Origin of the sequence: Ruegeria sp. AD91A (assembly GCF_003443535.1) — a bacterium.
GTDB lineage: Bacteria > Pseudomonadota > Alphaproteobacteria > Rhodobacterales > Rhodobacteraceae > Ruegeria.
In genome coordinates, this window is record NZ_CP031946.1 from 2,001,236 (window position 1) to 2,026,990 (window position 25,755).

Consider the following 25,755-nt stretch of genomic DNA (forward strand, 5'->3'; position numbering starts at 1 on the left):
CAACTGTCAAAAAGAAGCTAAATTGAGCCGCCCTTTCGTGTCGCGCGAGCAGGTGTAGGGTGTTCAAAACGCCTTTTAGACGGCTCATTCCGATTTCATTGGTGGTCGGGAAACCTTGTTTCAGAAAGATTCAAGTGCCGAAACCAGCGTGGTATCCCAGACGACAATAAGACTCACCGGTGTCCGGTGAGTAATTCACCAGTACATCCGGGTTTTTCCGCAAATTTAGAAACAGGGAAATTGTACAGACACCGCGACATCTCAATCCATGACCTGACAGTTTGTCTTCTCACCTTTCCCTGGTTTGTCAGCAATTTTCGGCGCCCGTGGGAACGCGAATAGCTTCTGATTATCTTGTGCCTTCAGCCATTCTATCGCTGCGGCATGGCGGTTCCATGCCACTGTAACACAGCTGCTGACGAGTCACCTGCTCCGAGGTCACGGCCTAAGACCTCAGAAAAATGTAGCGAACGAGTCGTAAGGGCCAGTCAAATGAAGCAGTCGGTAAGACTATGGCGTGGCGAAGAAAAAAGCGGCCCCCTCCGAGGCCGCTTTTACTCAGTCTGGCAGCGATCTCATTCCGCTGCGATCGCATCCTCGATCTTTTCGACACGAATGGCCGAGAACTTGAACTCGGGGATCTTGCCGTAAGGGTCGATGGCCGAGTTCGTCAGGATATTCGCTGCCGCTTCGACATATGCAAACGGAATGAACACCATGTCTTCGGCAATTGCCCGATCGGCGCGCACCATGATTTCAATCGAACCACGACGCGTGGTCAGGCGGATCATTTCACCCGGTTCGATTCGCATCAGCTTCAGTGTACGCGGGTTCATCGAGCAGTTGGCCTCGGGCTCAACCGCGTCAAGAACCTTGGCGCGGCGGGTCATCGATCCGGTGTGCCAATGTTCCAGCTGACGGCCAGTGGTGGCAATCATCGGGTATTCGTCATCGGGCGCCTCATCGGGCGGGATGACGCTGGCCGGTGTGAACCTTGCCTTGCCGCCCGCACGAGGGAAACCATCACCGAACACGATAGACTGGCCGGGATCGGTTTCGCTGAGCGCCGGATAGGTGATCGTCTCGGTTTCCAGCCGTTCCCACGTGATATTGTCCAGCGATTCCATGGTCAGTTTCATCTCGGCAAAGACCTCAGACACATCGGTGTAATCCCAGTTCAGACCGATCCGCTGTGCCAGTTCGACTGTGATCTTCCAATCCTCGCGTGCCTCACCCGGAGGTGCCACGGCCGGACGGACACGCTGAACCTGACGGTTGGTGTTCGACACCGTGCCGTTCTTTTCATACAGCGCCGAGGCCGGCAGGATGATGTCCGCATAGTTCGCGGTTTCGGTCAGGAAGATGTCCTGCACGATCATCAGGTCCAGCTTGGCCAGCGCTTCACGTGCGTGGCCAACATCCGGATCGGACATGGCCGGGTTTTCACCTTGAATGTACATGCCCTTGATGTTGCCCGCATAGGCTTGGTCGATGATCTCTGTGACGGTCAGGCCCTTCTCGTTCGAGAAATCATCCGATTTCCAGACATTGGTGAATTGCGCACGAATGCCATCGTCCGTAACCGTTTTGTAATCCGGCAGGAACATCGGGATCAGACCCGCGTCTGACGCGCCCTGCACGTTGTTCTGGCCCCGCAGAGGGTGCAGACCCGCGCCGGGTTTGCCGACGTTCCCGGTCATCAGAGCCAGCGAGATCAGGCAGCGTGAGTTATCTGTGCCGTGGATGTGCTGGCTGACGCCCATGCCCCAGAAGATCAGACCAGCCTTGGCTTGTGCAAAGGTGCGCGCAACGCGGCGCAACTGATCCGGTTCGATGCCACAGATCGGCGCCATCGCCTCGGGCGTGAACTGGCGCAGGTGCTCTTTCTCGGCTTCCCAGTTCTCGGTCCAGCGGTGGATATACTGGCTGTCATACAGCTCTTCCTCGACGATCACGTTCATGATCGCGTTCAGCATCGAGACATCCGCGCCCGGGCGGAATTGCAGCATTTCGTCGGCAAACTTGCGCATACCAACGCCGCGCGGGTCCATCACGATCAACTTGCCGCCGCGTTTGGCGAACTGCTTGAAATAGGTCGCGGCAACGGGGTGGTTCTCGATCGGGTTCGACCCGATGATGATCGCCACATCCGCGTTTTCGATCTCGTTGAAGGTCGCGGTCACGGCGCCCGAGCCGACGTTCTCGATCAGAGCGGCCACAGACGATGCGTGACACAAACGGGTGCAGTGGTCGACGTTGTTGTGCTTGAACCCTTGACGGATGAACTTCTGAAACAGATAAGCTTCTTCGTTGGTGCATTTGGCCGAACCAAAGCCAGCAATCGAAAGCGGGTTTTCGTCGCGCAGGGCCATCAGCCTGGTTGCGGCCAGATCCATCGCCTCTTCCCATGTCGCTTCGCGGAAATGGGTGCCGATTTTACCGGGATCGACGTTCAGCCCCTTCTCGGGCGCGTCCTCGCGCCGGATCAACGGCTTGGTCAGGCGGTGCGGGTGGTGGATGTAGTCGAACCCAAAGCGGCCTTTGACGCACAAACGGCCTTCGTTTGCCGGGCCGTTGATGCCCTCGACATACTTGACCTTGCCGTCCTTGACCTTCAGCGAAACCTTGCAGCCTACGCCACAGAACGGGCAGACGCTTTCGGTCTCAGAGTCGTAATCTCTGCTGTCCCCCTGCTGTTGGTCGTCCAGCACGGTTGCAGGCATGAGCGCTCCTGTCGGGCAGGCCTGAACACATTCACCACAAGCGACACAGGTTGAATCGCCCATCGGGTCGTTCTGGTCGAACACCACCTGAGAGGTGTGGCCGCGGCCAGCCATGCCGATCACGTCATTCACCTGCACATCGCGGCAGGCACGGACGCAGAGGTTGCAGTTGATGCAGGCATCCAGATTGACGCGCATCGCAACGTGGCTGTCATCCAACAGCGGGATCTTCTCGGCCTCTTTTGCCGGGAAGCGGCTGTCGCTGACATCGTTCAGCCTGGCCATGTCCCAGAAATGGCTGGATGCGTCATGGGGTTGCTCGGGCTGGTCAGCCACCAGCAGTTCCATGACCATCGCACGGGATTTCTCGGCGCGGTCGGTGTCAGTCTTGACGACCATCCCGTCAGCAGCCGGACGGATGCACGAGGCGACCAGAGTACGCTCGCCTTCCACCTCGACCATACAGGCGCGGCAGTTGCCATCGGGTTTGTAACCCGGTGCCGGTTTGTGACACAGATGCGGAATAACCAGTCCACGGCCATTGGCCGCGTCCCAGATGGTGGTGCCTTCGGGCACGGTGACGTCATCGCCATTCAGGTTGAAGGTGACGGTCTTGGTTGGGCTTGCATCAAGCATGGATCTGTCTCCCTCAGATTTCGTCAGCGAAATGTTTCATGACCAGACGGATCGGGTTCGGGGCCGCCTGCCCCAGACCACAGATCGAGGCGTCGCCCATGACCTGACACAGATCTTCCAGCAGGTTCTTATCCCACTTGTCGGCCTGCATCAGCTTGACCGCCTTTTCGCAACCCGCCCGACAGGGGGTGCACTGGCCGCAGCTTTCGTCCTCGAAGAATCGCAACATGTTCAGCGCCGCATCGCGGGCCGTGTCCTGATCGGACAGAACCACAACCGCAGCAGACCCGATGAACGTGCCCAGCGGCTGTAGGGTGTCAAAGTCGAGCGGGATGTCGTCGATGCTGGAGGGGAGAAGACCTGACGACGGCCCGCCCGGTTGATACGCCTTGAACACATGACCTTCGACCATGCCCCCGGCAGCATCAATCACGTCAAGAATGGTCGACCCTGCCGGCAGCAGGTAGACGCTGGGTTTCGCCACCCGGCCCGAGACCGAATAACTGCGCAGCCCCTTGCGGCCATTCTTTTCAACCGAATTGAGGATTTCCGGACCTTCCCGGCAGATCTTGGACACCCAGTAGAGCGTTTCCACGTTGTGCACCAGCGTCGGGCGTCCAAACACGCCGACCTGCGCCACGAAGGGCGGTCGGTGACGCGGCAGGCCTTTTTTGCCTTCGATCGACTCGATCATCGCGGATTCTTCACCGCAGATATAGGCGCCAGCGCCACGGCGCAGATCGATATAGCCAGGCTCAACAATTCCGGCATCTTCCAGCGCGGCGATCTCGCGGCGCAGAATTTCCAGAACCGCAGGGTATTCGTCGCGCATATAGATAAAGCAGGTCTCGGCCTCGACCGCCCAGGCGGCGATCAACATGCCTTCAAGGAAGACATGCGGTGTGCGTTCCAGGTAATAGCGGTCTTTGAAGGTGCCGGGCTCGCCCTCGTCGCCATTGACGGCCAGATAGCGCGGACCTTCGTTCATGCGAACAAAGCCCCATTTTTTGCCCGACGGGAAGCCCGCACCGCCCAGACCGCGCAGGCCCGAGGACAGGACAACTTCCTGTACATTCTCCCAATTGCCGCCGTCACGCAGTTCTTTCAGCGTGGCGTAACCGCCATTTGCCTCATACGCTGCGAAAGCTTCGTAGTCGGGCAGATGGGCATGGGTGTCATCCGCAGCAATCGCGGCCTGCACCTTATCGGGGTTGGCATGGTCGATATGGTTGTGACCGATCTCCAGCACCGGCGCTGTGTCACAGCGGCCCATGCAGGGCGCGCGGACCACACGGACTTCGGTCGGGTCCAGACCGTCTTTCAGTGCCTTTTGCAGTTGTTGGGCGCCCGCCATTTCGCAGGACAGGGAATCACAGACGCGAATGGTCAGCGCAGGCGGAGGAGTCTCGCCTTCTTTCACCACGTCGAAATGAGCGTAGAACGTCGCGGTCTCGTAGATTTCCGCCTGACCGATCCGCATCTCGACCGCCAGCGCGGCAATATGGTCGGCACTGATATGGCCGTGTTCATCCTGAATCAAATGCAGGAATTCGATCAGCAGATCGCGGCGGCGCGGACGGTCGCCCAGCAGGCGGTGAATTTCAGCCTGCGCCTCATCCGTGAACTGACGACCTTTGGGCGTGTGTCGCCCCTTGCCTTTACCTGACTTCCAGACGCCCTTGGGTGCGACTGATGGCTTGGTGTCTAATGGTGCCATGATGCCCTCCGATTCAGGCCCCGTGTCTCATCAGGTTAACATATCGTCAAATCGCTTTTGGCAATTGCACGATAACGACACCTTATCACCGCAAAGACGTCACCACGGCGCGCAGCGCCCGTACAGTTGGCAGTTCTGGATCGCGGCTTCGTGTCGCCAGACAAATCGGTTTGCTGACAATGGGCTCGACCAGCGGCAGCACCTTTGTCCCTTTCAACTCGCCCAATGCCCGAATAAGGACACGGGGCACAACCGTGGCGGCCAGCCCCTCGCGTGCCATCACCATCGAAGCGGTAAACCCGCTGGTTTCGGCAACCACGTCCGGGTACAAACCCTGATCTTCAAATACATGATCCAGAATACGCCGGTTCTGCATCTGCGGCTCGAGCAGACTTAGCGGGAATTCGGCCACGCGCGCCCAAGGTATCGGACCGGTTTCGTCCGTCATGTGCGAAGGGACCAGCAGAACATAGGTTTCCTCGTACAAAGGTTGCACCTGTCGCAGGTCGGTCCCGATGCTGTCGCCATACGTTACCCCAGCATCCAGGCTGCCTTCGTCCAGCCGGTGTTGAATGGCCGTGGCTGACATGGTTTCGATGCGCGTAATGATACGTGGATGCGCCTGTCTCAACCGTTTGGTGAGCCGCCCGGTAAAGGCGATGGCCGTCGGGATCACACCCAAAATCAACGTGCCGGTGATCTCGCCTTTGGCGGCCAGTACCTGTTGTTCCAGTGCTTTGGTGTCATCCAGAATGCGACGCGCCCGCTGGACGATCATCTCCCCCTCTTCCGTCAGACCTTGAAACCGGTTGGCGCGGCGGACGATAGAGACGCCCAGCCTCTCTTCAAGATTGCGAATGCGCATCGAGAACGCAGGTTGCGAAATCCCGCACTCTTCGGCCGCCTTGGCAAAATGGCGGTGCCGCGCAAGGGCGCTGAGCAGTTGCAGGTCGCGGATTTCGATCATTTGGACGTTTCTCGAATGACGGGTCGAAACCCACATTAAGGGGAATTAGGCTGGAGAGGAAAGAATGGCTAACTGACACGTCGAAAAACAGCTGCAACCTCAGATACAGAATACCAATCCGGGCAGTTCCGGGACCATTCCGGTAGTTGGGTATGCGGGACAAAGCTGACGTCCACAGGGCTCATCGATGATTGCCCCAACAACTGTGGTCAACGTGCATGATGTCAAAAAAGAAACAACTGTGTCACGAAATCAGAATCGAACACTAAGATTTGCCCCCAAACCATGTTCTTGACCATTTGAACGCACCGAATAGCCGTATCCTGCTGTTAGTCTGGCTTGCTCAGATATTTGATACCCTAGCCCCAACCCGAGAACGAAGCCGTTGGCTCCTCGGTTTTGCCCGACCTGTGTAAATGTCCCAAATATCGGGCTTGTAACCGTGACTTCATGCTCACCATCCTTGTTGGCAAAAAAGTCGTACTCGTAGCGAGCAAAGGCAATTGGGGTTAGCACACCATTTTCACTCAAGAAGTCCCGTTGATAGTCGACGCCAATCGAAGCGACCAAAGACTCTGCATCCGCTTTTTCAATTGAATAGTTGAAATCGCCGCCTCCGGTTTCTGTTCCAGAGCCTTGTTGGATGCGCCCGTAGTTTAGTCCGAAAACCGTGGAAACTCTTGCGCCACTGTCCAGATTAAACAGCTTCCGTGCCTGGATACCGGCGTGAATGCCTTCTTGGTCCAAATCCGACTTTGCCTCGCCTCCCGTAAACCCATCTACAGATGGGTTATTCCGCTTGGCGTCAGTTTCACCGAACATGTAACCGATCAGCCCGGAGAACTCCCATGTTCCGGTCGTAGTACGCCCGTAGACGCCAGCGTGATAGCTGTCGGTCGAAAAGTCCTGATCGACTTGATCGTGCTCATCCATGGAGGACGTCCCGAATCCTGCGTACACGCCTACGACCCCTCTTTCCGAACTGAAGACATCCGCACCGACCAAAATGGTGCCGAGCGAATAGCCGAATGTCCCCAGACCGTTACTTCCATCAACGTCCCCGCTCACATAGGCCGTGTCGATCCACCAGCGCCGATCAGAGCAGTCTATTGCGCCGCTGGGGCTCTGGGCCGCGCCGATTTCGCCTGCTGCAACGGGTTGATCCTCATTACTGAAGCCGACCGCTTGATACTTGCGGCAGTCAGCGTGGCTCAGCACTGTGTTGGTTATTAGATCCAGTTGCTCGAGCCCGACCGTCAGGTTTGAAGAATAGGGTTCCGCATGCACGCGGTTAAATCCAGCCAAACCTGAATTGGTAAGCGTGTTAACGGCGTTGCCCAAGGTTGAGCCATTAGTCAGATTGGTTCCGGGTGCTGTGTTTGTGGTGTTGGCCACCGCACCAGCAAGGTTGCTTGCATTGGGTGATCCGACAACTGCTGGATTCTGCGGCAAACTCGAGACGGGAAGAGTCGCAAAGGCAATATCAATTCTACCGTCTGCGGTAGGGGTATTTGCAATACTCAAACTGGACAATGCCGGCAGGGTTCCCCCGGCAACTAATGTCGGTGAGTCTCCATCAAAACTTGAAGCTTGAAAAACCGTGTAATTGTTGCCAGCAGCATAGTCTTGCGCAGTCAGGCCGGGCCGAGCAGCTTCGACTTGTATGGTAGCTTTGTTGATACCAGTGACTGCGTCTGTTGACGAAACCAGATCCGCGTTTTGTGCCGCTGTGGGGTCGACTTCCGACAAAATCGTCGACCCTGCATCGAAGGATATTGCACTATTAATATTCAACGTCCCAATCGAGGAGCCCGGTGAAAGAACAGCGCCATTTCTCACGTTGAAATTGAATGCGTTCACGGTGCCGTTGCCGGCCAGAGTACCAAAGTTATCAAAATCGACCGTGGTCAGACTGCTGGATGCATCGAGTCGTAGCGTTGTGCCGCCACCTATCACCATATCGCTAGTGGCCGACGTCGAACTGTTGGTCAGAGTAAAATCAGACGCTTGAGCAACTCTTGTCTGAATATTGAGCACACCAAACGCGATTTCCGTTGCGTTTGTTACTGTCAAGTTATCGTAAGTTAACGGCGTGTCTGATTGGAAATAAACCTCGGTTGGGTCAACATCACCCCCATTTGCGGGCGCAAATGTCATGGATCGTCCTGATCCAATCGAAGTCCCTACAATATTGACTCGTAGTCTGCCGTTGATTTGCGTCGTCAAGGCCTCCCGTGAAACAAAGTCGCCGCTCCCAGCCGCGACATCGACGTTCAACAAAGTCAGTACCGATGCTTTGTCTGGATTTTGACTCTGCCCCGGGACATAAAGCTCAATTTCCCCAGAAGGCGTTATGGAAGAATTACCAATCAGAAGCGCCGTAATAGGCCCGTTTGGAATTGGCAGGCAGGTTTTCACAGTAGAAGATATCGTCTGCCCGCTAAGAATAGTCTCTGTTCCAGCAGTGTATTCGTCACGGGGAGCACCAACTTCAACGCAAGATTGCGAACTTTGGGCCCAGGCATCGCCGGGCAGTAGGAAATACGCCAAGGCTCCCAACGTGGACTAGAGACAATTGCACGCTGAGCGTATCTTACCGAATATTTCGGGTCCTTTGATTGCAATAGCTTTCTCCCTCAACTCCACAAGTGAGGCTACACCCGTTTTTTGATAGGCAGAGAGCTTTTTTTTAGTTTTTCGGAGAAGTCGAACGATTGACTGCCTTGGGCTCACACCGGCCCTTAGCCTCACCAAAGCACTACCCGTAAGGTGCTCAGCCAAGCGGAAGCACTCTGCTGTTACGTATTGAACAAGAAGTGCATCACATCGCCATCCTTGACGATGTAGCTTTTTCCCTCGGCCCGCATTTTGCCTGCCTCTTTGGCCCCTTGCTCGCCGTTGCAGGCAATAAAGTCGTTATAGGCGATGGTCTCGGCGCGGATGAAACCCTTTTCGAAATCACCATGAATGACACCAGCCGCCTGCGGTGCAGCAGTGCCCGTAGGGATGGTCCAGGCGCGGGCTTCTTTCGGGCCGACTGTGAAATAGGTTTCCAGCTTGAGCAGGTCGTAACCGGCACGGATCAGACGGTCGAGGCCGGGCTCTTCCAGACCCATTTCCTCAAGGAACATCTGTGCCTCGTCCGCTTCAAGCAGGCTGATCTCTTCTTCAATCTTGGCGCTGATGATGACATGAGAATTGCCTTGGGCGGCAGCCATTTCGGCGACTTTCGCCGAGTATTCGTTGCCTTCAGCGGCTTCTTCCTCGGACACGTTACAGACATAAAGAACCGGCTTGGTGGTCAGCAGTTGCAACATCTTCCAGGCTTTGGCGTCTTCGTCCGAAACTTCGACCAGACGCGCAGGTTTACCGTCCTCCAGCATCTCCTGCGCTTCGGCAAGCAGGCGTTCCTGCTGTTGTGCCTCTTTGTCGTTGCCTTTCAGTTTGCGCACCAGGTTGGCGCGGCGCTTTTCGATGCTTTCCAGATCGGCCAGCATCAACTCGGTTTCAATGGTCTCGGCGTCGGCCACCGGATCGATGCGGCCTTCTACATGGGTCACGTCGCCATCTTCGAAACAGCGCAAGACATGGGCAATGGCATCGACCTCGCGAATATTTGCCAGAAACTGGTTGCCCAGCCCCTCGCCTTTCGAGGCCCCCTTCACCAGACCGGCGATATCCACGAATGTCATCCGCGTCGGGATGATCTGTTTTGACGTGGCGATTGCTGCCAATTTGTCCAGCCTGTCATCTGGCACGGCCACATCGCCGACGTTGGGCTCGATGGTGCAGAATGGGAAGTTCGCGGCTTGCGCGGCAGCGGTTTTGGTCAACGCATTGAACAGGGTCGACTTGCCCACGTTCGGCAGACCCACGATTCCCATTTTAAAGCCCATATCGGCCTCCTGCATAGAATACGAACGCAGCTTCTATGCAGGTCCGCATCAATGCGCAAGCAAATGCTGGAGGTGCATTTTGCTGAGTCCCTTTCGCAACATCACAAAAACGTTCCCAAAACGTGTTCTTGTGGGAACTGAAAAAAATGCCCTACGATAACCACTTAGCATTGCACGATCGAATTTTTACTGGCGGGAAACTATGAGAACGCTTTTTCTTACAGCTGTTTTGGCTTCTACAGCCTCCGTATCAGCCCATGCTCAAACTATTGTTTTTGGCGCGGGGTATGCTGATTTTTCCGAAGACGTGTCCGAAGATCAGGCACTGATCTCACTTGAATATCAACACAGGCCCTTTCACCAAGCCAAGCGGTTCAGCGCGGGCTGGGGGGCGGCTTTGTCCATAGATGAAGACGGCGATACCCACATCGGTGCAGGTTTGATCGGGCTGTATTCGTTTAGTGATCGATGGTTCGTCGAAGGCAGTGTCATGCCCGGATACTACAATGCTGGCAATGACCTGAATGACTTGGGTGGCGATTTTCAAATCCGTAGCCTTTTTGGTCTGGGATACAACCTGAACAATGGTAACAGCGTGTCCGTTGCTATCACACACAAGTCCAATGCCAGTACAAACCACGAAAACCCGGGCGTAAATGCATTTCTGGTGCGGTACCATCTGGGCTTCTGACCTGCTCGTGCATCGGTGGGATTGATTTTCCGCCAAAGTTTCTGCACACGGGTCCAAACCCGAGTGCAAGGACATCCGATGACCCGTATCGACGCTAAGTTTGCCGCCCTGAAAGCCGAAGGAAAGAAGGCTTTTGTTGCCTATGTCATGGCAGGGGACCCTGACTATGACACCTCGCTCGACGTGGTCAAGGGCTTGCCCGGCGCAGGCGTGGACGTCATCGAACTGGGTTTGCCCTTTACAGATCCGATGGCGGATGGCCCTACGATTCAGGCGGCGGGCCAACGCGCGCTGGATGGCGGGATGACGTTGCAACGTACATTGGATTTGGCGCGCGCGTTCAGGGAAACAGACGACACTACGCCAATTGTCCTGATGGGGTATTACAACCCGATTTACAGCCGGGGCGTTGACGTATTTCTGGCAGTTGCAAAAGAAGCCGGCATTGACGGGCTGATCATCGTGGATCTGCCACCCGAGGAAGACGAAGAGCTTTGCCTGCCTGCTCAGGCAGCGGGTCTGAACTTCATTCGTCTTGCGACACCTACCACGGATGACCAGCGCCTGCCGCGGGTTCTGCAGAACACCTCGGGCTTCGTATATTACGTCTCGATCACTGGCATCACCGGCGCGGCCGAGGCGCAGGCAACGGATGTGGCCCCCGAGGTTGCCCGCATCAAGGCCGCGACCGAGCTGCCGGTGATTGTGGGCTTTGGCATAAACACGCCCGAGAAGTCCCGCAATATCGCGTCAGTGGCAGATGGTGCCGTAGTCGGATCAGCGATCGTCAGCCAGATCGGTGCAGGCAAGCCAGTCGAGGAAGTGCTGGATTTTGTAAAGTCCCTGTCGGATGGCGCCCATAGCGCCTGATCCGGCGGATAAATCAATACGATAAAAAGCCTGCTGCAGAGTGCTCTGCGGCAGGCTTTTTTGACCGCCCGACACCAGGCCAGATCATTGCAGCCTTTGACTTGCATTGGTAAGGAAAACTAACCAGTAAGTTCGGAGGTCTGAGACATGCCTGTGATAACCAACATTGAAGACCTCAGGCGCATCTATGAGCGTCGCGTACCGCGGATGTTCTACGATTACGCTGAAAGCGGCAGCTGGACGGAACAGACATTCCGCGAAAACAGTTCCGACTTTGAAAAGATTCGCCTGCGCCAGCGCGTTGCCGTTGATATGTCTGGACGTTCAACTGCCTCAGAAATGATTGGACAGCAGGTCTCGATGCCGGTTGCGCTGGCTCCGGTTGGGTTAACGGGGATGCAGCATGCGGACGGAGAGATGAAAGCCGCAAAAGCTGCCGAAGATTTTAGAGTTCCCTTCACCCTTTCAACCATGTCGATCAACTCGATCGAAGACGTGGCCGAGCACACCGGAAAACCATTCTGGTTTCAGCTCTACACGATGAAGGACGCTGACTATGTCAGCCGTCTGATCCAGCGGGCCAAGGACGCTGGGTGTTCGGCGCTGGTGATCACGTTGGATCTGCAGATTCTGGGCCAACGGCACAAAGACCTGAAGAACGGTCTGTCCGCACCACCCAAGCTGACCGCAAAGACCATCGCAAACCTGATGACCAAATGGGCATGGGGCATTGAAATGCTGGGGGCCAAGCGGCGCGAGTTCGGTAATATAGTGGGACATGTGCAAGGCATCTCGGACGTGTCTTCACTGGGGGCCTGGACCGCTGAACAGTTCGACCCCACCCTCGACTGGAGCAAGGTCGAAAAGCTGATGGAACAGTGGGGCGGAAAAGTGATCCTGAAAGGTATCCTTGACGCGGAAGATGCCAAAATGGCAGCCAAGCTGGGGGCCGATGCCATTGTCGTGTCGAACCATGGCGGACGTCAGTTGGACGGCGCGCTCAGTTCGATCCGGGTATTGCCCGAGATCATGGACGCTGTTGGCAATGATATCGAAGTGCATCTGGACAGTGGTATCCGCTCAGGTCAGGACGTGCTCAAAGCGTTGGCGCTGGGGGCCAAGGGGACGTATATCGGCCGCGCATTTGTTTATGGCTTGGGCGCCATGGGCCAGAAAGGCGTTACCACCGCGCTTGAGGTGATCCAGAAGGAACTCGACACAACAATGGCGCTGTGCGGTGAAAAAACCGTCGACGCGCTGGGGTCGCATAACCTTCTGGTACCAGAGGGTTTTGGCGGTCGTTGGCAAGGCTGATTCCGCGGGAGTTTTGGGGCTCTGCCCCCGCCGCCCGTTCCGGGCGCCTCCCCCAGGATATTTGGAGCCAGATGAAGCAGCGGACCCATCACTGATTTTGCGAGAAGTACCCCGGAGCGCGAGGTTAAGCTCCGCAAAATGACAAGGTATGAATTACCCCTTTCCAAACGTGGTGAATCGAGATAAGGACGCGGCTTCACGCGGGTATACAGCCTTGGAGGATACCCGCCCTAACATTGGAGAATTATCATGGCTGGAGAGATTCCTGATCTCGTAGCTCTGGAACGGACGGGGACAGGCAAGGGCGCCGCTCGTAAAACACGCCGCGAAGGCATGGTTCCGGGTGTTGTATTTGGCGGCGACAAAGATCCGCTGGCAATTCAGATCCCGTTCAACGAACTGTTCAAGCGCCTGAAAGCCGGTCGCTTCAAATCGACCCTGTGGAACCTGAAGGTCGAAGGCCATGAAGACGTTCGTGTCATCTGCCGCGATGTTCAGCGTGATATCGTCAAAGACCTGCCGACCCACCTGGACCTGATGCGCCTGCGCCGGACCACGAAGATCGCACTGTACATTCCAGTTGAATTCATCAACGAAGATGAAGCCCCCGGCATCAAGAAGGGCGGCGTTCTGACCGTTGTCCGTCCGGAAGTCGAGCTGTTGTGCACCGCGGGTGAGATTCCTGAGAAGATCACCGTTGATGTAGCCGGAATGAACATCAACGACGTCGTCACCATTTCATCGGTTGTCCTGCCCGAAGGCACCAAGCCGACCATCGACCGTGACTTCGTGATTGCAAACGTCTCGGCTCCGACAGGTCTGGCAACAAGCGACGACGACGAAGATGAAGAGGCTGAAGTTGCAGTCGATGAAGTCGAAGTCGTCGGCAAAGAAGAAGAATAAATCCGGATCAATCGTCTGGATTTTGAAACGGGGTTCTGACGAGCCCCGTTTTTTTATGGTCAAGACGCTCGGCGCTGGCTGGATTTCCCTGGCTATTCCGGGCATCACATAGCCTCAAGGCTACAGAGGCGGAGTATGGTCATGAAACTCTTTGTCGGATTGGGAAACCCTGGGCAGAAATACGCCCGGAACCGGCACAACATCGGGTTTATGGCTGTGGACCGGATTGCAGAGGACCATGGGTTTGGCCCATGGAAATCCAAGTTTCAGGGTGAGATCTCGGAAGGTCGCGTGGGCTCTGAAAAAATCCTGTTGCTGAAACCGCAAACCTTCATGAACCGGTCCGGTCAATCCGTGGGTGAAGCGATGCGTTTCTACAAGCTCGACTCCACTGATGTTGTTGTGTTTCACGACGAGTTGGACCTCGCCCCGGGCAAAGTGCGCGTCAAGGCGGGCGGTGGACACGCGGGACACAATGGATTGCGCTCGATCCACGACCATATTGGCGCTGCCTATGATCGTGTACGACTTGGCATCGGACATCCGGGCCGCAAAGAAATGGTCTCGGCTTATGTCCTGAGCGACTTTGCGAAATCGGAGGCTGACTGGCTGGATGACGTCCTTCGGGGAGTTTCGGACGGAGCGTCCCATCTGGCGCGGGATGATGGTGGAAAATTCATGAACGCGGTTGCCCTGCGCACTGCGCCGCCTCGGTCGTCCAAGACGGCCGGGCCGAAAGCCGAAACCGCGCCTAAGGCACCTCCTGATCCACCGGTCGACGAACGGTCCGCCATGCAAAAGCTGTTGGACAAGTTCAAATAGCTCGGTGCCCTGTTTCCGTTACGTCGGCGTTGCGAAAACGGGACGCCCGCGTTCAAATACCTGTAAACAATGGAGGCTTTACGATGCGATCCATACTGAAATGGGTTCTGCGCATTGTGCTGGCGTTGGCTCTGGCCGCCGCTGCAATTGGGCTTTGGAAACGCGAAGAGTTACAGCGCCTGATGGCGGTGAACTCTCTGTTTTCCGAGGACAAGATCGTTCACAACTTTTCGCACATGGATGAAGCATTTCTGACCGTGGATCTGCCGCGTGGAAACGCCCCAACATGGGAGCTGCCCTACGGCGAAGGTTTCGATCTTCCTGAAGGCACTGACAATTGGATCAATGAACGCTCTGTTACTTCTTTGCTCATCATGCAGAACGGCAAGATCCGGTTCGAGGAATACTATCTGGGCACCGGTCCCGATGACCGCCGGATTTCCTGGTCAGTGGCAAAAAGCTATCTGTCGGCGCTTTTCGGCATTCTCCTGCAAGAGGGCGTAATCGATTCATTGGATGATCCCGTCGTCAATTACGCCCCCAAACTTGCAGACAGCGCATATAACACGGCGACAATACGGAACGTTCTGAATATGGCCAGCGGCGTCACGTTCGACGAGGATTATCTGGACCCGAAGTCTGACATCAACAGGATGGGCCGTGTGATTGCCCTAGGCGGTGAATTGGACGATTTCGCGGCCTCATTGCAGGACAGTTTCGCGCCCCCCGGTGAAACCTGGCAATACGTTTCCATAGACACCCATGTATTGGGCATGGTGATACGCGGGGCGACCGGTCGCAGTGTTGCGGATCTTTTGACAGAAAGAATTCTTCAGCCCCTGGGCCTTGAGCGCGACGGATACTATGTCACCGACGGCGCCGGGGTCGCTTTTGTTCTGGGTGGTTTAAACTTCACGACACGTGACTTTGCACGGTTCGGGCAAATGATCCTGCAAGATGGGGAATTGAGCGGCCGGCAAGTGGTGCCCGCCGACTGGATATTCGAGGCAACTCAACCCAGCGCACCGACCGCTCGGGGGAAGATTGGATATGGGTATCAGTGGTGGATTCCACGCGGCGCGCATGAGGGAGAGTTTCTGGCCCGGGGCGTGTATGGGCAATACATCTATTTCAACCAACCTCGCGGCGTTCTGATTGTGTCTACTGGCGCTGATCGGCATTTCCGCGACACTGGCGTAAATGACCAGAATATTGAAATGTTCCGCAAGATCGCAGAAAGCCTGTAAGGTGCCTTCATGCAAAAGCAAGACAGTATCAATGTACTTGGCGGCGTTCTGACGCCCTGCTCACGCGATCCTCTGACAGGGTTCTTTCGGGATGGTGCGTGCAATACCTGCCCCGAGGATCAGGGCAGCCATACCGTTTGTGCGGTGATGACGGCCGAGTTTCTGGCATTCTCGAAATACGTCGGCAATGATCTGAGCACGGCTCGGCCCGAATTCGATTTCCCGGGCCTCAAGCCCGGTGACAGCTGGTGTCTGTGTGCCAGCCGGTTCCTACAGGCCCATGACGAGGGATGTGCCCCAAAGGTTCACCTGGAAGCAACACACCAACAAGCGCTTGAGATTGTGCCACTTGATATCTTGCTTCAGAACAAGGCGAATGCCTGACGGCCATTGCGCCCGGGCGAAACCTGATCCGCGATCCAGTCTCGCCCCCGGTTCAGAATGCCATTTGCCAGATCAGGCTGATGCTGTAGTTTTCAAAACCGCTTTCACCGATGCCATCATAGAACACGTTTGCTGCAAGCAAGCTGTTGTTTTCCAGCCGATAGTCCAGGCCCAGATCCGCGCGGGCACGGGCGGTGTCGCCAATCGGCGTCACGCCGGGAGCGGTGCCAGTTCCAGAAGTCGTGCTCCAAATCCCTGACAGTCCACCCGTCAGCATCATCTCTCCACGTGACACTTGCAGCGGGTGGCTGAAATCCATACCCAGCCGTGCCGTCGTCAAACTGAAATCCTGCTGTGGAATCAGATTGCCCAGACTATCGGTATAAGCTTTCTGATCGTCACTGGCATAGCTCACGTCCAGCAATGGCATCAATGTCAGGGCGCCACGCTTTATCTCACCGGTCACGCGCGACTGGACCAGCCAGCGATCACTGTCGAAACTGTCCTCGTAGGTCCCAAACGGAGAGATGTTGTTGTCGGCTTGTCCATAAAGAACACGCCCCTCGAAAAAAACCGCATGATTGGGCATTTTTGCCACCACATAGGGACCAACCAGCCAGCCCGTGCCATCCACGCTGGCCGGGCCGTTTTCCGTTTCGGCATAGTCGAACTGAAGCATAGCACCGATCAACAGGTTCGAACTGACCTGACGATGAGCCCCGACAACAGCCAGTGCATAGGAGCTATCAAAATCATCCTGCGAGCTCCAGTTGCCGGTCAAACTGAACCAGACAGGACGCAACGGATCACTGGCGAAATTCAGATACCCTGAGCCCTGGGTTACAGAACTGTCCAGAACACCCGACCCGGAACGTTGCAAAAACTGGGTCAGTTTCGGCTGGTTCGTCACAAGGCTGTTGGCCCGGGCGTTCTGAAATGCCTGAATCTGACGTTGAGCATTTGTCACCGCTTGAAGTGTGCTGACCCTGTTTGATTCCAGGTTCAGATTACCGGCCGCATCCGAGAACACCCCTGCAGGAATGAAGAGTTCGATGGTTCCGTTGTTCTGAGGCGTCAAAGTGGCGACAAAGCTGGTGCCGGACCCAGTCATAGAAGCCGTTGCATTCGTGACCGACAGGTCGCCTACGGTGAAGTCGGTACTTGGCTCGCTCAGAGTAATGGTTGCTTGAAAAGTTCTGCTGCCGGTCGGTGTCAAAGCTCCGATCGTTGCGGTTGGCTGCGTGGTATCCACCAGAACACGGGTGTTGACGATTTGGGTATTCGCTACTCCGGACAATGCGATCTCGTAGCGGTAAAGCGGCCCGCCGACGGATTCACGCGCTGTAAACGTAATCCCCAGATATCCATCTGCCGCATAGGTAGAATTCGCGCCATCCTGACTGAGAATGGTCGCACCGATATAGCCCAGGGAAGCCAGGCCGGCAGGCGTGATCGCAGTCTGGTTCAGAATGCCGTTGTTAAAGTAGAAACTGCCGCCAGGAACCTGCCCCGAGCCCCCCAGGGATACAAAGGCAGTGCCTGAAGGCGGGATATTGTTAAAAAAGATGCTTCCCCCGTTCGGTGTCGGAATCGAGGTTATGATGAAGCTGCCCCCAAGGGCCGCGCCCTCTTTCGCGCTTCCGATCATGAGTGCTGAGATCAGAAAACAGAGACACAAGAGCCTCGAAATAGCGAACCTAACCATTTTACCTCCTAAAGCGCCGCGAGGGTGCTAAACACCAGGGTGCCCGGGGCAAAGATACTATGTCCCGAACAGCGTCATCAATTGTCCCATCTACTGCAGAGACTCCCCTGAACCGGCCGCAACACCGCCAGTTACCAAATAGTTAAATCAATTCTGAGACGCTGTATAGAATTGGAAACGATTCAACTTTGGCGTGCGGGTCACATGGACGTGCACAAACCTTAAAGCACAGGCGGAACAAGTCAGAAAGCATCCTGAAATCCTGTGTTTTCAAGGTGTCTTCTCAGAGAAACCTTTCAACGAGCCAGGACTGTACAAAACAAAAGCTAAAGGTGCGCAGGGTACTAATTCTCGGCAAAAACGCAACGATCGCAACAATCGAAGATAACGATCGCGACTGGTATTTTTTGGGAAACAAATTCATGCAAGTCGATCCCAATTTCACGGCAGCCGGCGAATCTTCAGGCTTCTGTATCGTTCTTCAATGCGCCTTGGTGACAATCTTTTTTAGGTTATTCCGCTGTCGAAGGACTTGTCACAGCTCTGGCCATTCTGCACGACCCACATTCGGAGCACGGGACCCGTCGCCCAGGAATAATTTCTTTCATGTTCTCTCCAGCTACAGAGCCCGAGAACGAACAACCGGGGCTCATGGCCCCGGTTCCCAATCAATCTGCCGAACGGCCTTCGGTATCGGACATGTCGAAGTTCAGATATTTGGCCACGGTCTGAACGTCCTTGTCTCCGCGACCACACATGTTCATGCAGATCAGATGATCTTTGGGCAATTTCGGTGCGATCTTCATCACATGTGCCAATGCGTGACTTGGCTCCAGCGCCGGGATGATCCCCTCGGTGGCGCAGCAAAGCTGGAACGCCTCGAGCGCTTCCTTGTCTGTGATCGAGACGTAATTCGCGCGGCCTATCTCGTGCAGCCAGGAATGCTCAGGCCCAATGCCCGGATAGTCCAGCCCGGCTGAAATCGAATAACCTTCGAGAATCTGGCCATCGTCATCCTGCAGCAGATAGGTCCGGTTGCCGTGCAGCACGCCCGGCCGACCGCCTGTCAGGGAAGCGCAATGTTCCATTTTCTCGTTCACACCTTTTCCACCCGCTTCGACGCCTATGATGTTGACGTCCTTGTCGTCGAGGAACGGGTAGAACAAACCCATCGCGTTCGAACCGCCGCCGATGGCCGCAATGATCGTGTCGGGCAACCGGCCTTCGGCCTTCATCATCTGCTCTTTCGCTTCCTTGCCTATGATTGACTGGAAATCGCGGACCATTGCCGGATAGGGGTGCGGACCAGCCACAGTGCCGATACAGTAGAACGTGTCACGCACATTGGTCACCCAATCGCGCAATGCGTCGTTCATAGCGTCTTTAAGTGTCCCACGACCCGAGGTCACAGGGATCACCTCGGCCCCCAGAAGACGCATACGGAATACGTTCGGGGCCTGACGCTGTACGTCATGTGCGCCCATGTAGACGATGCATTTCAAGCCAAACTTGGCACACACGGTAGCGGTCGCCACGCCGTGTTGCCCTGCCCCGGTTTCAGCAATGATCCGCGTCTTGCCCATGCGCCGCGCCAGAATGATCTGGCCCAGCACGTTGTTGATCTTGTGTGCCCCGGTGTGGTTCAGCTCGTCACGTTTCAGATAGATCTTCGCCCCACCCAGATGTTCGGTCAGGCGCTCCGCGAAATACAGCGGCGAAGGACGACCCACATAGTTTGCCCACAGGTCATCCATTTCGGCCCAGAAGGTCGGATCTTCCTTGGCCTTGTTGTATTCCTCTTCCAGCGACAGGATCAGCGGCATCAGTGTTTCACTGACAAAACGCCCGCCGAAGATGCCGAAACGTCCCTGTTCGTCAGGGCCGGACATGAAGGAATTGAAAAGATCGTTGGCCATGGGTGTCTCCCTCGTCGTATTCGATGTTCATAGGTGGTGGCGAAGGGATTTGCCATGCCAAAACGCATCATTCTGCCGCCTGCGTGCTTTGACGCCAAACCTGGATCGCCTGCTCAGAGTTGGCGAGCCGATGCATGGAAAGTGGTGAAAACTGTTCACATCGGCCAAGCGGTCCGCTGCCGGCATACTCCATCCCTCCTTTTCGAGAGATACGCAACAAGTTGTGTATCAGATCACCCGAGAGCGGTTGCAAAGTTGCGGATCAAGCCCGCATCTTTTACACCCGGCGCGCTTTCAACACCGGACGAGACATCCACCTGACGGGCACCCGTCATCCGGACAGCTTCGGCAACATTCTGGGATGTCAGGCCACCGGCCAGCATCCAAGGGCGCCGCCAGTACTTCCGCCCGGCCAGCAGCCGCCAGTCAAAAGCCAACCCGTTACCGCCCGGCAATTCCGATTCTCTGGGCGGTTTCGCATCGATCAGCAGTTGATCAGCCACTTCTGAGTAAAGATCGATGGCCGCCAAATCCTCGGCTTCGGCCACACCGATGGCCTTCATCACCGGCAAACCAAACCGCTCGCGCACTTCGGTCACCCGTTCGGGCGATTCCTTGCCGTGCAATTGAAGCATATCAAGCGGTACAGTAGAAACGATCTCGTCCAGCTCTTCGTCAGTGGCATTCACGACCAGAGCCACCTTAGCAACACCAACAGGGACGAGATGCGCCAGTTCTGCTGCCTGCGAAACGTCCAGATTGCGTGGCGATTTCGGGAAGAAAACAAATCCAACATAACCCGCCCCGGCTTCGGCCGCAGCACGCACATGCTCTGGCGCGGTCAGACCGCAGATTTTGAACCGAACGTCAGGCATAGCGTTTAGGCTCAGCTTGCCTCATCCAGAAGGGCAAGAACGTCGTCCTTGCCTTCGTTTTGCTTTTTCTTAAGCTTCTTGACTTCTCGCTCAAGCTTGCGCACTTCGGTTTTCTTCACGGTCGCGTCGCGGCGGTGCTTGTGTTCCCGCAGCCATTCCCACAGGAAGCCTATAACCAATCCTGCTGCCACACCGCCCAAAACCACCAGAAACAGCGGCAGTGACGCACTGAGGTTAAAGCCTAGAAGCTCGGCCAGAGCATCGGGCATCAGTTTCAGCTTAACGGGTTGAACATTGGCAAGAGACACTGAGATCAGGACGATCCCGAGGGCTGCCAAAAAAGCATATCGAAGATAACTCATCATAGTGTCAGGCTTTACCGTTCAATCGATCCCTGAGCAACTTGCCAGTTTTGAAAAACGGCACACATTTTTCTTCGACCTGCACCGTTTCACCCGTGCGTGGGTTGCGTCCAACTCGCGCGTCGCGTTTTTTTACGGAAAACGCACCGAATCCCCGCAACTCGACACGGTCACCGCGCGCCATGGCGTCTGTGACTTCCTCGAATACAGTGTTCACGATCCGCTCGACATCACGCTGAAAGAGATGTGGGTTTTCGTCAGCGATTTTCTGAATCAATTCTGAACGGATCATGCGTGATACCCTCCCAGGCAGCCGGTGTGACAGGTCTACTGTTTTGACAGTATAGGAAAAAACCCGGAAAGGGGGAACGGATACTCTGCGTATTGAGGCTTTATTTTGCCATATTCTCACGCGAAATTTTGCTTGTCAGGCCAATTTCCACACTTATTGCGCGAACAATCCCCTCATTAACCCCGCGGTTCGGAACACATTGATTCGCAACAAAAACGGCCCCGCACTGTCATGCGAGGCCGAAAACCTTACTCGGGATGCGGCCTTGGCTTAGTCGCCAGACTTCAGCGCTGCACCCAGGATATCGCCCAGCGATGCACCCGAGTCGGAGGAACCATACTGTTGCACGGCCTCTTTCTCTTCGGCGATCTCGCGTGCCTTGATCGACAGGCCCAGACGGCGGGTCTTGCTGTCGACATTGGTGACGCGAACGTCGACCTTGTCACCGACCGAGAAACGCTCGGGGCGCTGTTCGGCACGGTCACGCGACAGGTCCGAACGGCGGATGAAGGATTTCATGCCTTCGTATTCCACCTCGATGCCGCCGTCCTCGATTGCGGTCACTTCGACTGTCACGATCGAACCACGCTTCACGCCGCCCACGGCTTCGGCGAACTTGTCGCCGCCCAGGGCTTTGATCGACAGCGAGATACGCTCTTTTTCAACGTCAACTTCCGAGACAACCGCCTGAACGACGTCGCCTTTACGGTAGTTCTGGATGGCATCCTCGCCGCGCTCGTCCCAGGACAGGTCCGACAGGTGAACCATGCCGTCGATGTCGCCTTCGAGGCCAATGAACAGACCGAATTCGGTGATGTTCTTGACTTCGCCTTCGACCTCGGTGCCCTCGGGGTGTGTTTCTGCAAACACTTCCCATGGGTTGCGCTGAGTCTGCTTCAGGCCCAGAGACACGCGACGCTTGGCGCCGTCGATTTCCAGAACCATGACGTCGACTTCCTGGCTGGTCGAAACGATCTTGCCGGGGTGGACGTTTTTCTTGGTCCAGGACATCTCGGATACGTGCACCAGACCTTCGACACCGGCTTCCAGCTCGACGAACGCGCCGTAGTCGGTGATGTTGGTGACGCGACCCTGGTGGACCGAGCCCAGCGGGTACTTGGCAGCAACCAGATCCCATGGATCTTCCTGCAGCTGCTTCATTCCCAGGCTGATGCGATGGGTCTCTTTGTTGATCTTGATGACCTGAACCTTGATGGTTTCGCCGATCGTCAGGATCTCGGATGGGTGGTTCACACGGCGCCATGCCATGTCGGTGACGTGCAGCAGTCCGTCAACGCCGCCCAGGTCAACGAATGCACCGTATTCGGTGATGTTCTTGACGACACCCTCGACGGTCTGACCTTCGGTCAGGTTGCCAATGACTTCGGCACGCTGTTCAGCACGCGATTCTTCCAGGATAGCACGACGCGAAACAACGATGTTGCCACGGCGGCGGTCCATTTTCAGGATCTGGAACGGCTGCTTCAGACCCATCAGCGGGCCAGCGTCGCGCACGGGGCGAACATCAACCTGCGAACCGGGCAGGAACGCAACTGCGCCACCCAGATCGACGGTGAAGCCACCTTTGACACGACCAAAGATTGCACCTTCGACGCGCTGGTCGTCGGCATATGCTTTTTCCAGACGGTCCCATGCCTCTTCACGGCGGGCCATCTCGCGTGAGATGACGGCTTCGCCACGGGCGTTTTCTGCGGCGCGCAGGTAGACTTCTACCTCATCACCAACAGCGATTTCAGGGGCTTCGCCAGGATTTGCGAATTCTTTCAGATCAACGCGGCCTTCCATTTTGTAGCCAACGTCGATGATGGCCTGGCCGGCTTCGATCGCCAGTACCTTGCCTTTGACAACAGAACCCTCTTCGGGCGTGTCCATTTCGAAGCTTTCGTTCAGGAGGGCTTCGAATTCCTCCATGGTTGTATCAGCCATCTGGCAGTGTTTTCCTTTACATACGTTTTTACTGGCCGAGCGGTTGTCTCCGCCGGTCTTGATTCATAATGTCTTCGGACGTGACCCGGTACGCCCCTGAGCAAACAAACACAAAGGGCCGAGGTAACCCGGCCCTGCTCAGAAACGTCTTCCGGACGTTGACCGCCCTTGTATCGACAGCGCGCGTATAAGCGGATTCCCCGATATGTGCAAGGGCAAAACCCATGTTTTCAAGGTTTGGAAGGTCTTTACCTGGGCTCGTTGCAGGTTTTGAAGGTCCAAACCCCGGCATCGCGCCGCAGCATCGCCTGTTCGATTGCGTCCAGTCTCATCAGCGCTGCGGAAGGGTTGCGCGCACCTCCAGCCCGGTTCCAGATCTTCTGCGCCGAAACGGGGCTCCACGGCAAGCTTGCCGTGGCCAACCACTGCCGCAAACCTGACGGCAAAGAATCGTAAACCTGCATTGGTGCCGCCTGTCGTCTCCGGCGTTTGAGGTTGCTCTGCAAGTTCCGACCCCTTGTTTGCCCTTGTTTCTTCTGTTGTCGCACCACATTCGCCCTTCATGAGATATATGTGATTACATTACACTACGATAAGCGGGTCGGAAGCAAAAAAGACGGGACCTTTGCGCCCCGCCTTTCCTAATAATACTCCCTGCGCAACGGGCAGAGAGCCTTCAGAACAGTTGCAGATCCTTCTTACCGCTTTGGATTTCAGCAAAGTTCGGCATGTTTTCGACAACAACCGGAGCAGGTGCCGCGCCCGGCATCGCCACTGTCGGTTTCATTGCCGCCGCCATTCCAAAGGCAGGTTGCTCAAGTTCCCCCCGGATATCGCGTAACAGTGTTTTGTGATCCGGCATCGACTTGATGATCTTCGCCAGATCCACTTTCGCGTTCTTCATACCCTGGAACCAAAGAGGTTTCTTCAATGGCCGAAGACGGTCGCGGATGCCTGAACCATAGCCTGTATCATAAACCTGTTTGCCCAATAGAACGGTTTGATAAACGCGGCTGTCAAACAGTGTGGCGAACTCGATATCGTGATCCATCGGCAGGCGATACTGCCACAACTCAAGATTTTCAGCCAACCGATCCGGTACCTTCATCTCGGTGCGCGCGTCGATCCAGTATTGGTCATCGGTACGGTTGCCCAATCGATAGTGCAAACAGATGAACTCCAGAACCTCGTTATACAGCTTGTCCATCTGCCGATTGTATCTGTCCCTCAGCGAAGGCTCGATGTCTCGGGTAGGCAAATGCTCGGCGAACCAGCGTATCGCATGGTCAATCATATGGATTGCGGTGCTTTCCAGCGGCTCAATAAACCCGCCGGACAGACCTATCGCCACGCAATTCTTGACCCAGGCGTTGCGCACGCGACCAACGCGCATCGGGATTACCCGCGGTGTCAGTCCTTTGCCACTGTCACCCAGCCATTCAAGGTATTCGTCCGCCGCCTGGTCATCCGTACGATGCGCAGACGAATACACATAACCTGTGCCCACACGGTTATAGAGCGGCACCCGCCATGTCCAACCTGCGCCCAAAGCGGTGGATCTTGTGGCGCTTTCGATCTTGTCGGGATCCGGATGCTCGATCTGCAACGCCATGGCTCGATCATTGGGCAGATAGTCGGAGTAGTCCAAAAATGGCTCACCGAGAGCCTTGTTGATGATCAGCCCCCGAAACCCGGTGCAATCCACGACCATCTCAACGTCATGGCGGCCTTTTGCCTCCAGCGTGAGATGACTGACATTGCCCTGTTCATCCAGTTCAACCGTTTGCACCTCATCCTGGATATGCTCCACTCCGCGCTTCGTGCAGACCCTGGTCAGCATGCCGGCAAACTTTACGGCATCCAGGTGATAGGCATACCCAAACCGTTGCTCGAATTCCGGCTGACCCAACTGACGCGCACCTTTGCACAGGCGGGCCAGATCATCATGCGGCGAGATGGACTGTGTAAAATCCCGGTCTCCGTTGCCGAAGCGCAGGAAAAATTCGGCGGCCTCCAGCCCCTCCAGCATCTGGCCGTGGGCAAAGGGGTTCATGTAATCGATGCGATTGCCCTTGGCGTCGTTGTTCCAATTGCAGAATTTCACACCCAGCTTGAAGGATGCGTTGGTCTCGCGAAAGAAACTCCGTTCCGAAATGCCCGCCTGGCGCAGCGTGACAGGCATGCGTGGAACAGTAGCCTCACCCACCCCTACGGTGGAGATATTCGGGCTTTCGATCAGGCAGATTTTCGGTCGATCCGTGGGCCCTGACGTACGTGAAAGCACCATGTCCAGGATCAGTGCGGTCATCCATCCAGCCGTACCGCCACCCACGATGGTGATTTTGTTCAAACGATTGCTCATGTAGTTTTGTCCCTGTTGGCTTGGGAAATTTTTAGCTGCGTCCCTGTTTTTTACCGGGTTGTATCGCAGCTTTCCCTTTTCGCTGGGGAGAAACTATAGCAGCTTTCCTGCATCCATCTAGGGTCT

At 55.9% G+C, this 25,755-nt stretch carries 20 protein-coding genes; 7 read left to right on the forward strand and 13 right to left on the reverse strand.

The annotated features are described in order from the left end of the window. Window positions 1-575: 575 nt before the first annotated feature. The 5 genes from fdhF to ychF all read right to left on the reverse strand — a co-directional run bounded on the left by fdhF (window position 576) and on the right by ychF (window position 9,939). Complete coding sequence (gene fdhF / locus D1823_RS09965; protein WP_117869768.1) at window positions 576-3,359, reverse strand: formate dehydrogenase subunit alpha; 2,784 nt, start codon at window positions 3,357-3,359, stop codon at window positions 576-578. A 13-nt stretch (window positions 3,360-3,372) separates the two neighbouring features. Continuing rightward, window positions 3,373-5,076, reverse strand: coding sequence for an NAD(P)H-dependent oxidoreductase subunit E (locus D1823_RS09970; protein ID WP_117869769.1), 1,704 nt, complete (start codon window positions 5,074-5,076; stop codon window positions 3,373-3,375). A gap of 85 nt (window positions 5,077-5,161) precedes the next feature. Next, window positions 5,162-6,043 carry a LysR family transcriptional regulator gene (locus tag D1823_RS09975; protein WP_117869770.1) on the reverse strand — a complete coding sequence of 294 codons (882 nt, stop codon included), beginning with the start codon at window positions 6,041-6,043 and terminating at the stop codon, window positions 5,162-5,164. Between the two features lie 252 nt (window positions 6,044-6,295). Next, window positions 6,296-8,593 (reverse strand): autotransporter outer membrane beta-barrel domain-containing protein, encoded by a 2,298-nt coding sequence (locus tag D1823_RS09980; RefSeq protein ID WP_254683703.1) that lies wholly within the window; start codon window positions 8,591-8,593, stop codon window positions 6,296-6,298. Between the two features lie 248 nt (window positions 8,594-8,841). After that, a complete protein-coding gene (ychF, locus tag D1823_RS09985) occupies window positions 8,842-9,939 on the reverse strand; it encodes a redox-regulated ATPase YchF (RefSeq protein WP_117872830.1) in 1,098 nt (365 codons plus the stop codon). Between the two features lie 202 nt (window positions 9,940-10,141). Between ychF and D1823_RS09990 the strand changes: the two genes are divergently transcribed. The 7 genes from D1823_RS09990 (at window position 10,142) to D1823_RS10020 (ending at window position 16,170) form a co-directional block, all read left to right on the forward strand. Next, complete coding sequence (locus D1823_RS09990; RefSeq protein ID WP_117869772.1) at window positions 10,142-10,630, forward strand: acyloxyacyl hydrolase; 489 nt, start codon at window positions 10,142-10,144, stop codon at window positions 10,628-10,630. Between the two features lie 78 nt (window positions 10,631-10,708). Further along, on the forward strand, window positions 10,709-11,500 hold the full coding sequence (trpA, locus tag D1823_RS09995) for a tryptophan synthase subunit alpha (protein WP_117869773.1): 792 nt from the start codon (window positions 10,709-10,711) through the stop codon (window positions 11,498-11,500). Between the two features lie 147 nt (window positions 11,501-11,647). After that, a complete protein-coding gene (locus tag D1823_RS10000) occupies window positions 11,648-12,814 on the forward strand; it encodes an alpha-hydroxy acid oxidase (RefSeq protein ID WP_117869774.1) in 1,167 nt (388 codons plus the stop codon). 249 nt (window positions 12,815-13,063) lie between these two features. Next, entirely contained in the window at window positions 13,064-13,717 is a 654-nt protein-coding gene (locus D1823_RS10005) for a 50S ribosomal protein L25/general stress protein Ctc (RefSeq protein WP_117869775.1), read from the forward strand. A gap of 141 nt (window positions 13,718-13,858) precedes the next feature. Beyond that, window positions 13,859-14,539: an aminoacyl-tRNA hydrolase gene (gene pth, locus D1823_RS10010; RefSeq protein ID WP_117872831.1), complete on the forward strand. Its 681-nt coding sequence runs from the start codon at window positions 13,859-13,861 to the stop codon at window positions 14,537-14,539. An 83-nt stretch (window positions 14,540-14,622) separates the two neighbouring features. Continuing rightward, window positions 14,623-15,786, forward strand: coding sequence for a serine hydrolase (locus D1823_RS10015; protein WP_117869776.1), 1,164 nt, complete (start codon window positions 14,623-14,625; stop codon window positions 15,784-15,786). Window positions 15,787-15,795: 9 nt separating this feature from the next. Further along, window positions 15,796-16,170, forward strand: a complete 375-nt coding sequence (locus D1823_RS10020; RefSeq protein ID WP_117869777.1) for a DUF2237 family protein — start codon at window positions 15,796-15,798, stop codon at window positions 16,168-16,170. A 52-nt stretch (window positions 16,171-16,222) separates the two neighbouring features. Here D1823_RS10020 and D1823_RS10025 read toward each other — a convergent pair whose 3' ends face one another. The 8 genes from D1823_RS10025 to D1823_RS10065 all read right to left on the reverse strand — a co-directional run bounded on the left by D1823_RS10025 (window position 16,223) and on the right by D1823_RS10065 (window position 25,629). Continuing rightward, a complete protein-coding gene (locus tag D1823_RS10025) occupies window positions 16,223-17,818 on the reverse strand; it encodes an Ig-like domain-containing protein (RefSeq protein WP_162896805.1) in 1,596 nt (531 codons plus the stop codon). Window positions 17,819-18,543: 725 nt separating this feature from the next. Then, complete coding sequence (trpB, locus tag D1823_RS10030) at window positions 18,544-19,791, reverse strand: tryptophan synthase subunit beta (protein WP_117869779.1); 1,248 nt, start codon at window positions 19,789-19,791, stop codon at window positions 18,544-18,546. A 233-nt stretch (window positions 19,792-20,024) separates the two neighbouring features. Then, on the reverse strand, window positions 20,025-20,666 hold the full coding sequence (locus D1823_RS10035; protein WP_117869780.1) for a phosphoribosylanthranilate isomerase: 642 nt from the start codon (window positions 20,664-20,666) through the stop codon (window positions 20,025-20,027). A gap of 11 nt (window positions 20,667-20,677) precedes the next feature. After that, on the reverse strand, window positions 20,678-21,028 hold the full coding sequence (locus D1823_RS10040; RefSeq protein ID WP_162896806.1) for a lipopolysaccharide assembly protein LapA domain-containing protein: 351 nt from the start codon (window positions 21,026-21,028) through the stop codon (window positions 20,678-20,680). A gap of 7 nt (window positions 21,029-21,035) precedes the next feature. Beyond that, window positions 21,036-21,320, reverse strand: a complete 285-nt coding sequence (ihfB, locus tag D1823_RS10045; RefSeq protein WP_117869782.1) for an integration host factor subunit beta — start codon at window positions 21,318-21,320, stop codon at window positions 21,036-21,038. A gap of 270 nt (window positions 21,321-21,590) precedes the next feature. Then, window positions 21,591-23,267 (reverse strand): 30S ribosomal protein S1, encoded by a 1,677-nt coding sequence (rpsA, locus tag D1823_RS10050; protein WP_117869783.1) that lies wholly within the window; start codon window positions 23,265-23,267, stop codon window positions 21,591-21,593. 248 nt (window positions 23,268-23,515) lie between these two features. Next, on the reverse strand, window positions 23,516-23,818 hold the full coding sequence (locus D1823_RS10060; protein WP_371415271.1) for a DUF6525 family protein: 303 nt from the start codon (window positions 23,816-23,818) through the stop codon (window positions 23,516-23,518). A gap of 125 nt (window positions 23,819-23,943) precedes the next feature. Next, on the reverse strand, window positions 23,944-25,629 hold the full coding sequence (locus D1823_RS10065) for a tryptophan halogenase family protein (protein ID WP_117869786.1): 1,686 nt from the start codon (window positions 25,627-25,629) through the stop codon (window positions 23,944-23,946). Between the last annotated feature and the right edge of the window lie 126 nt (window positions 25,630-25,755).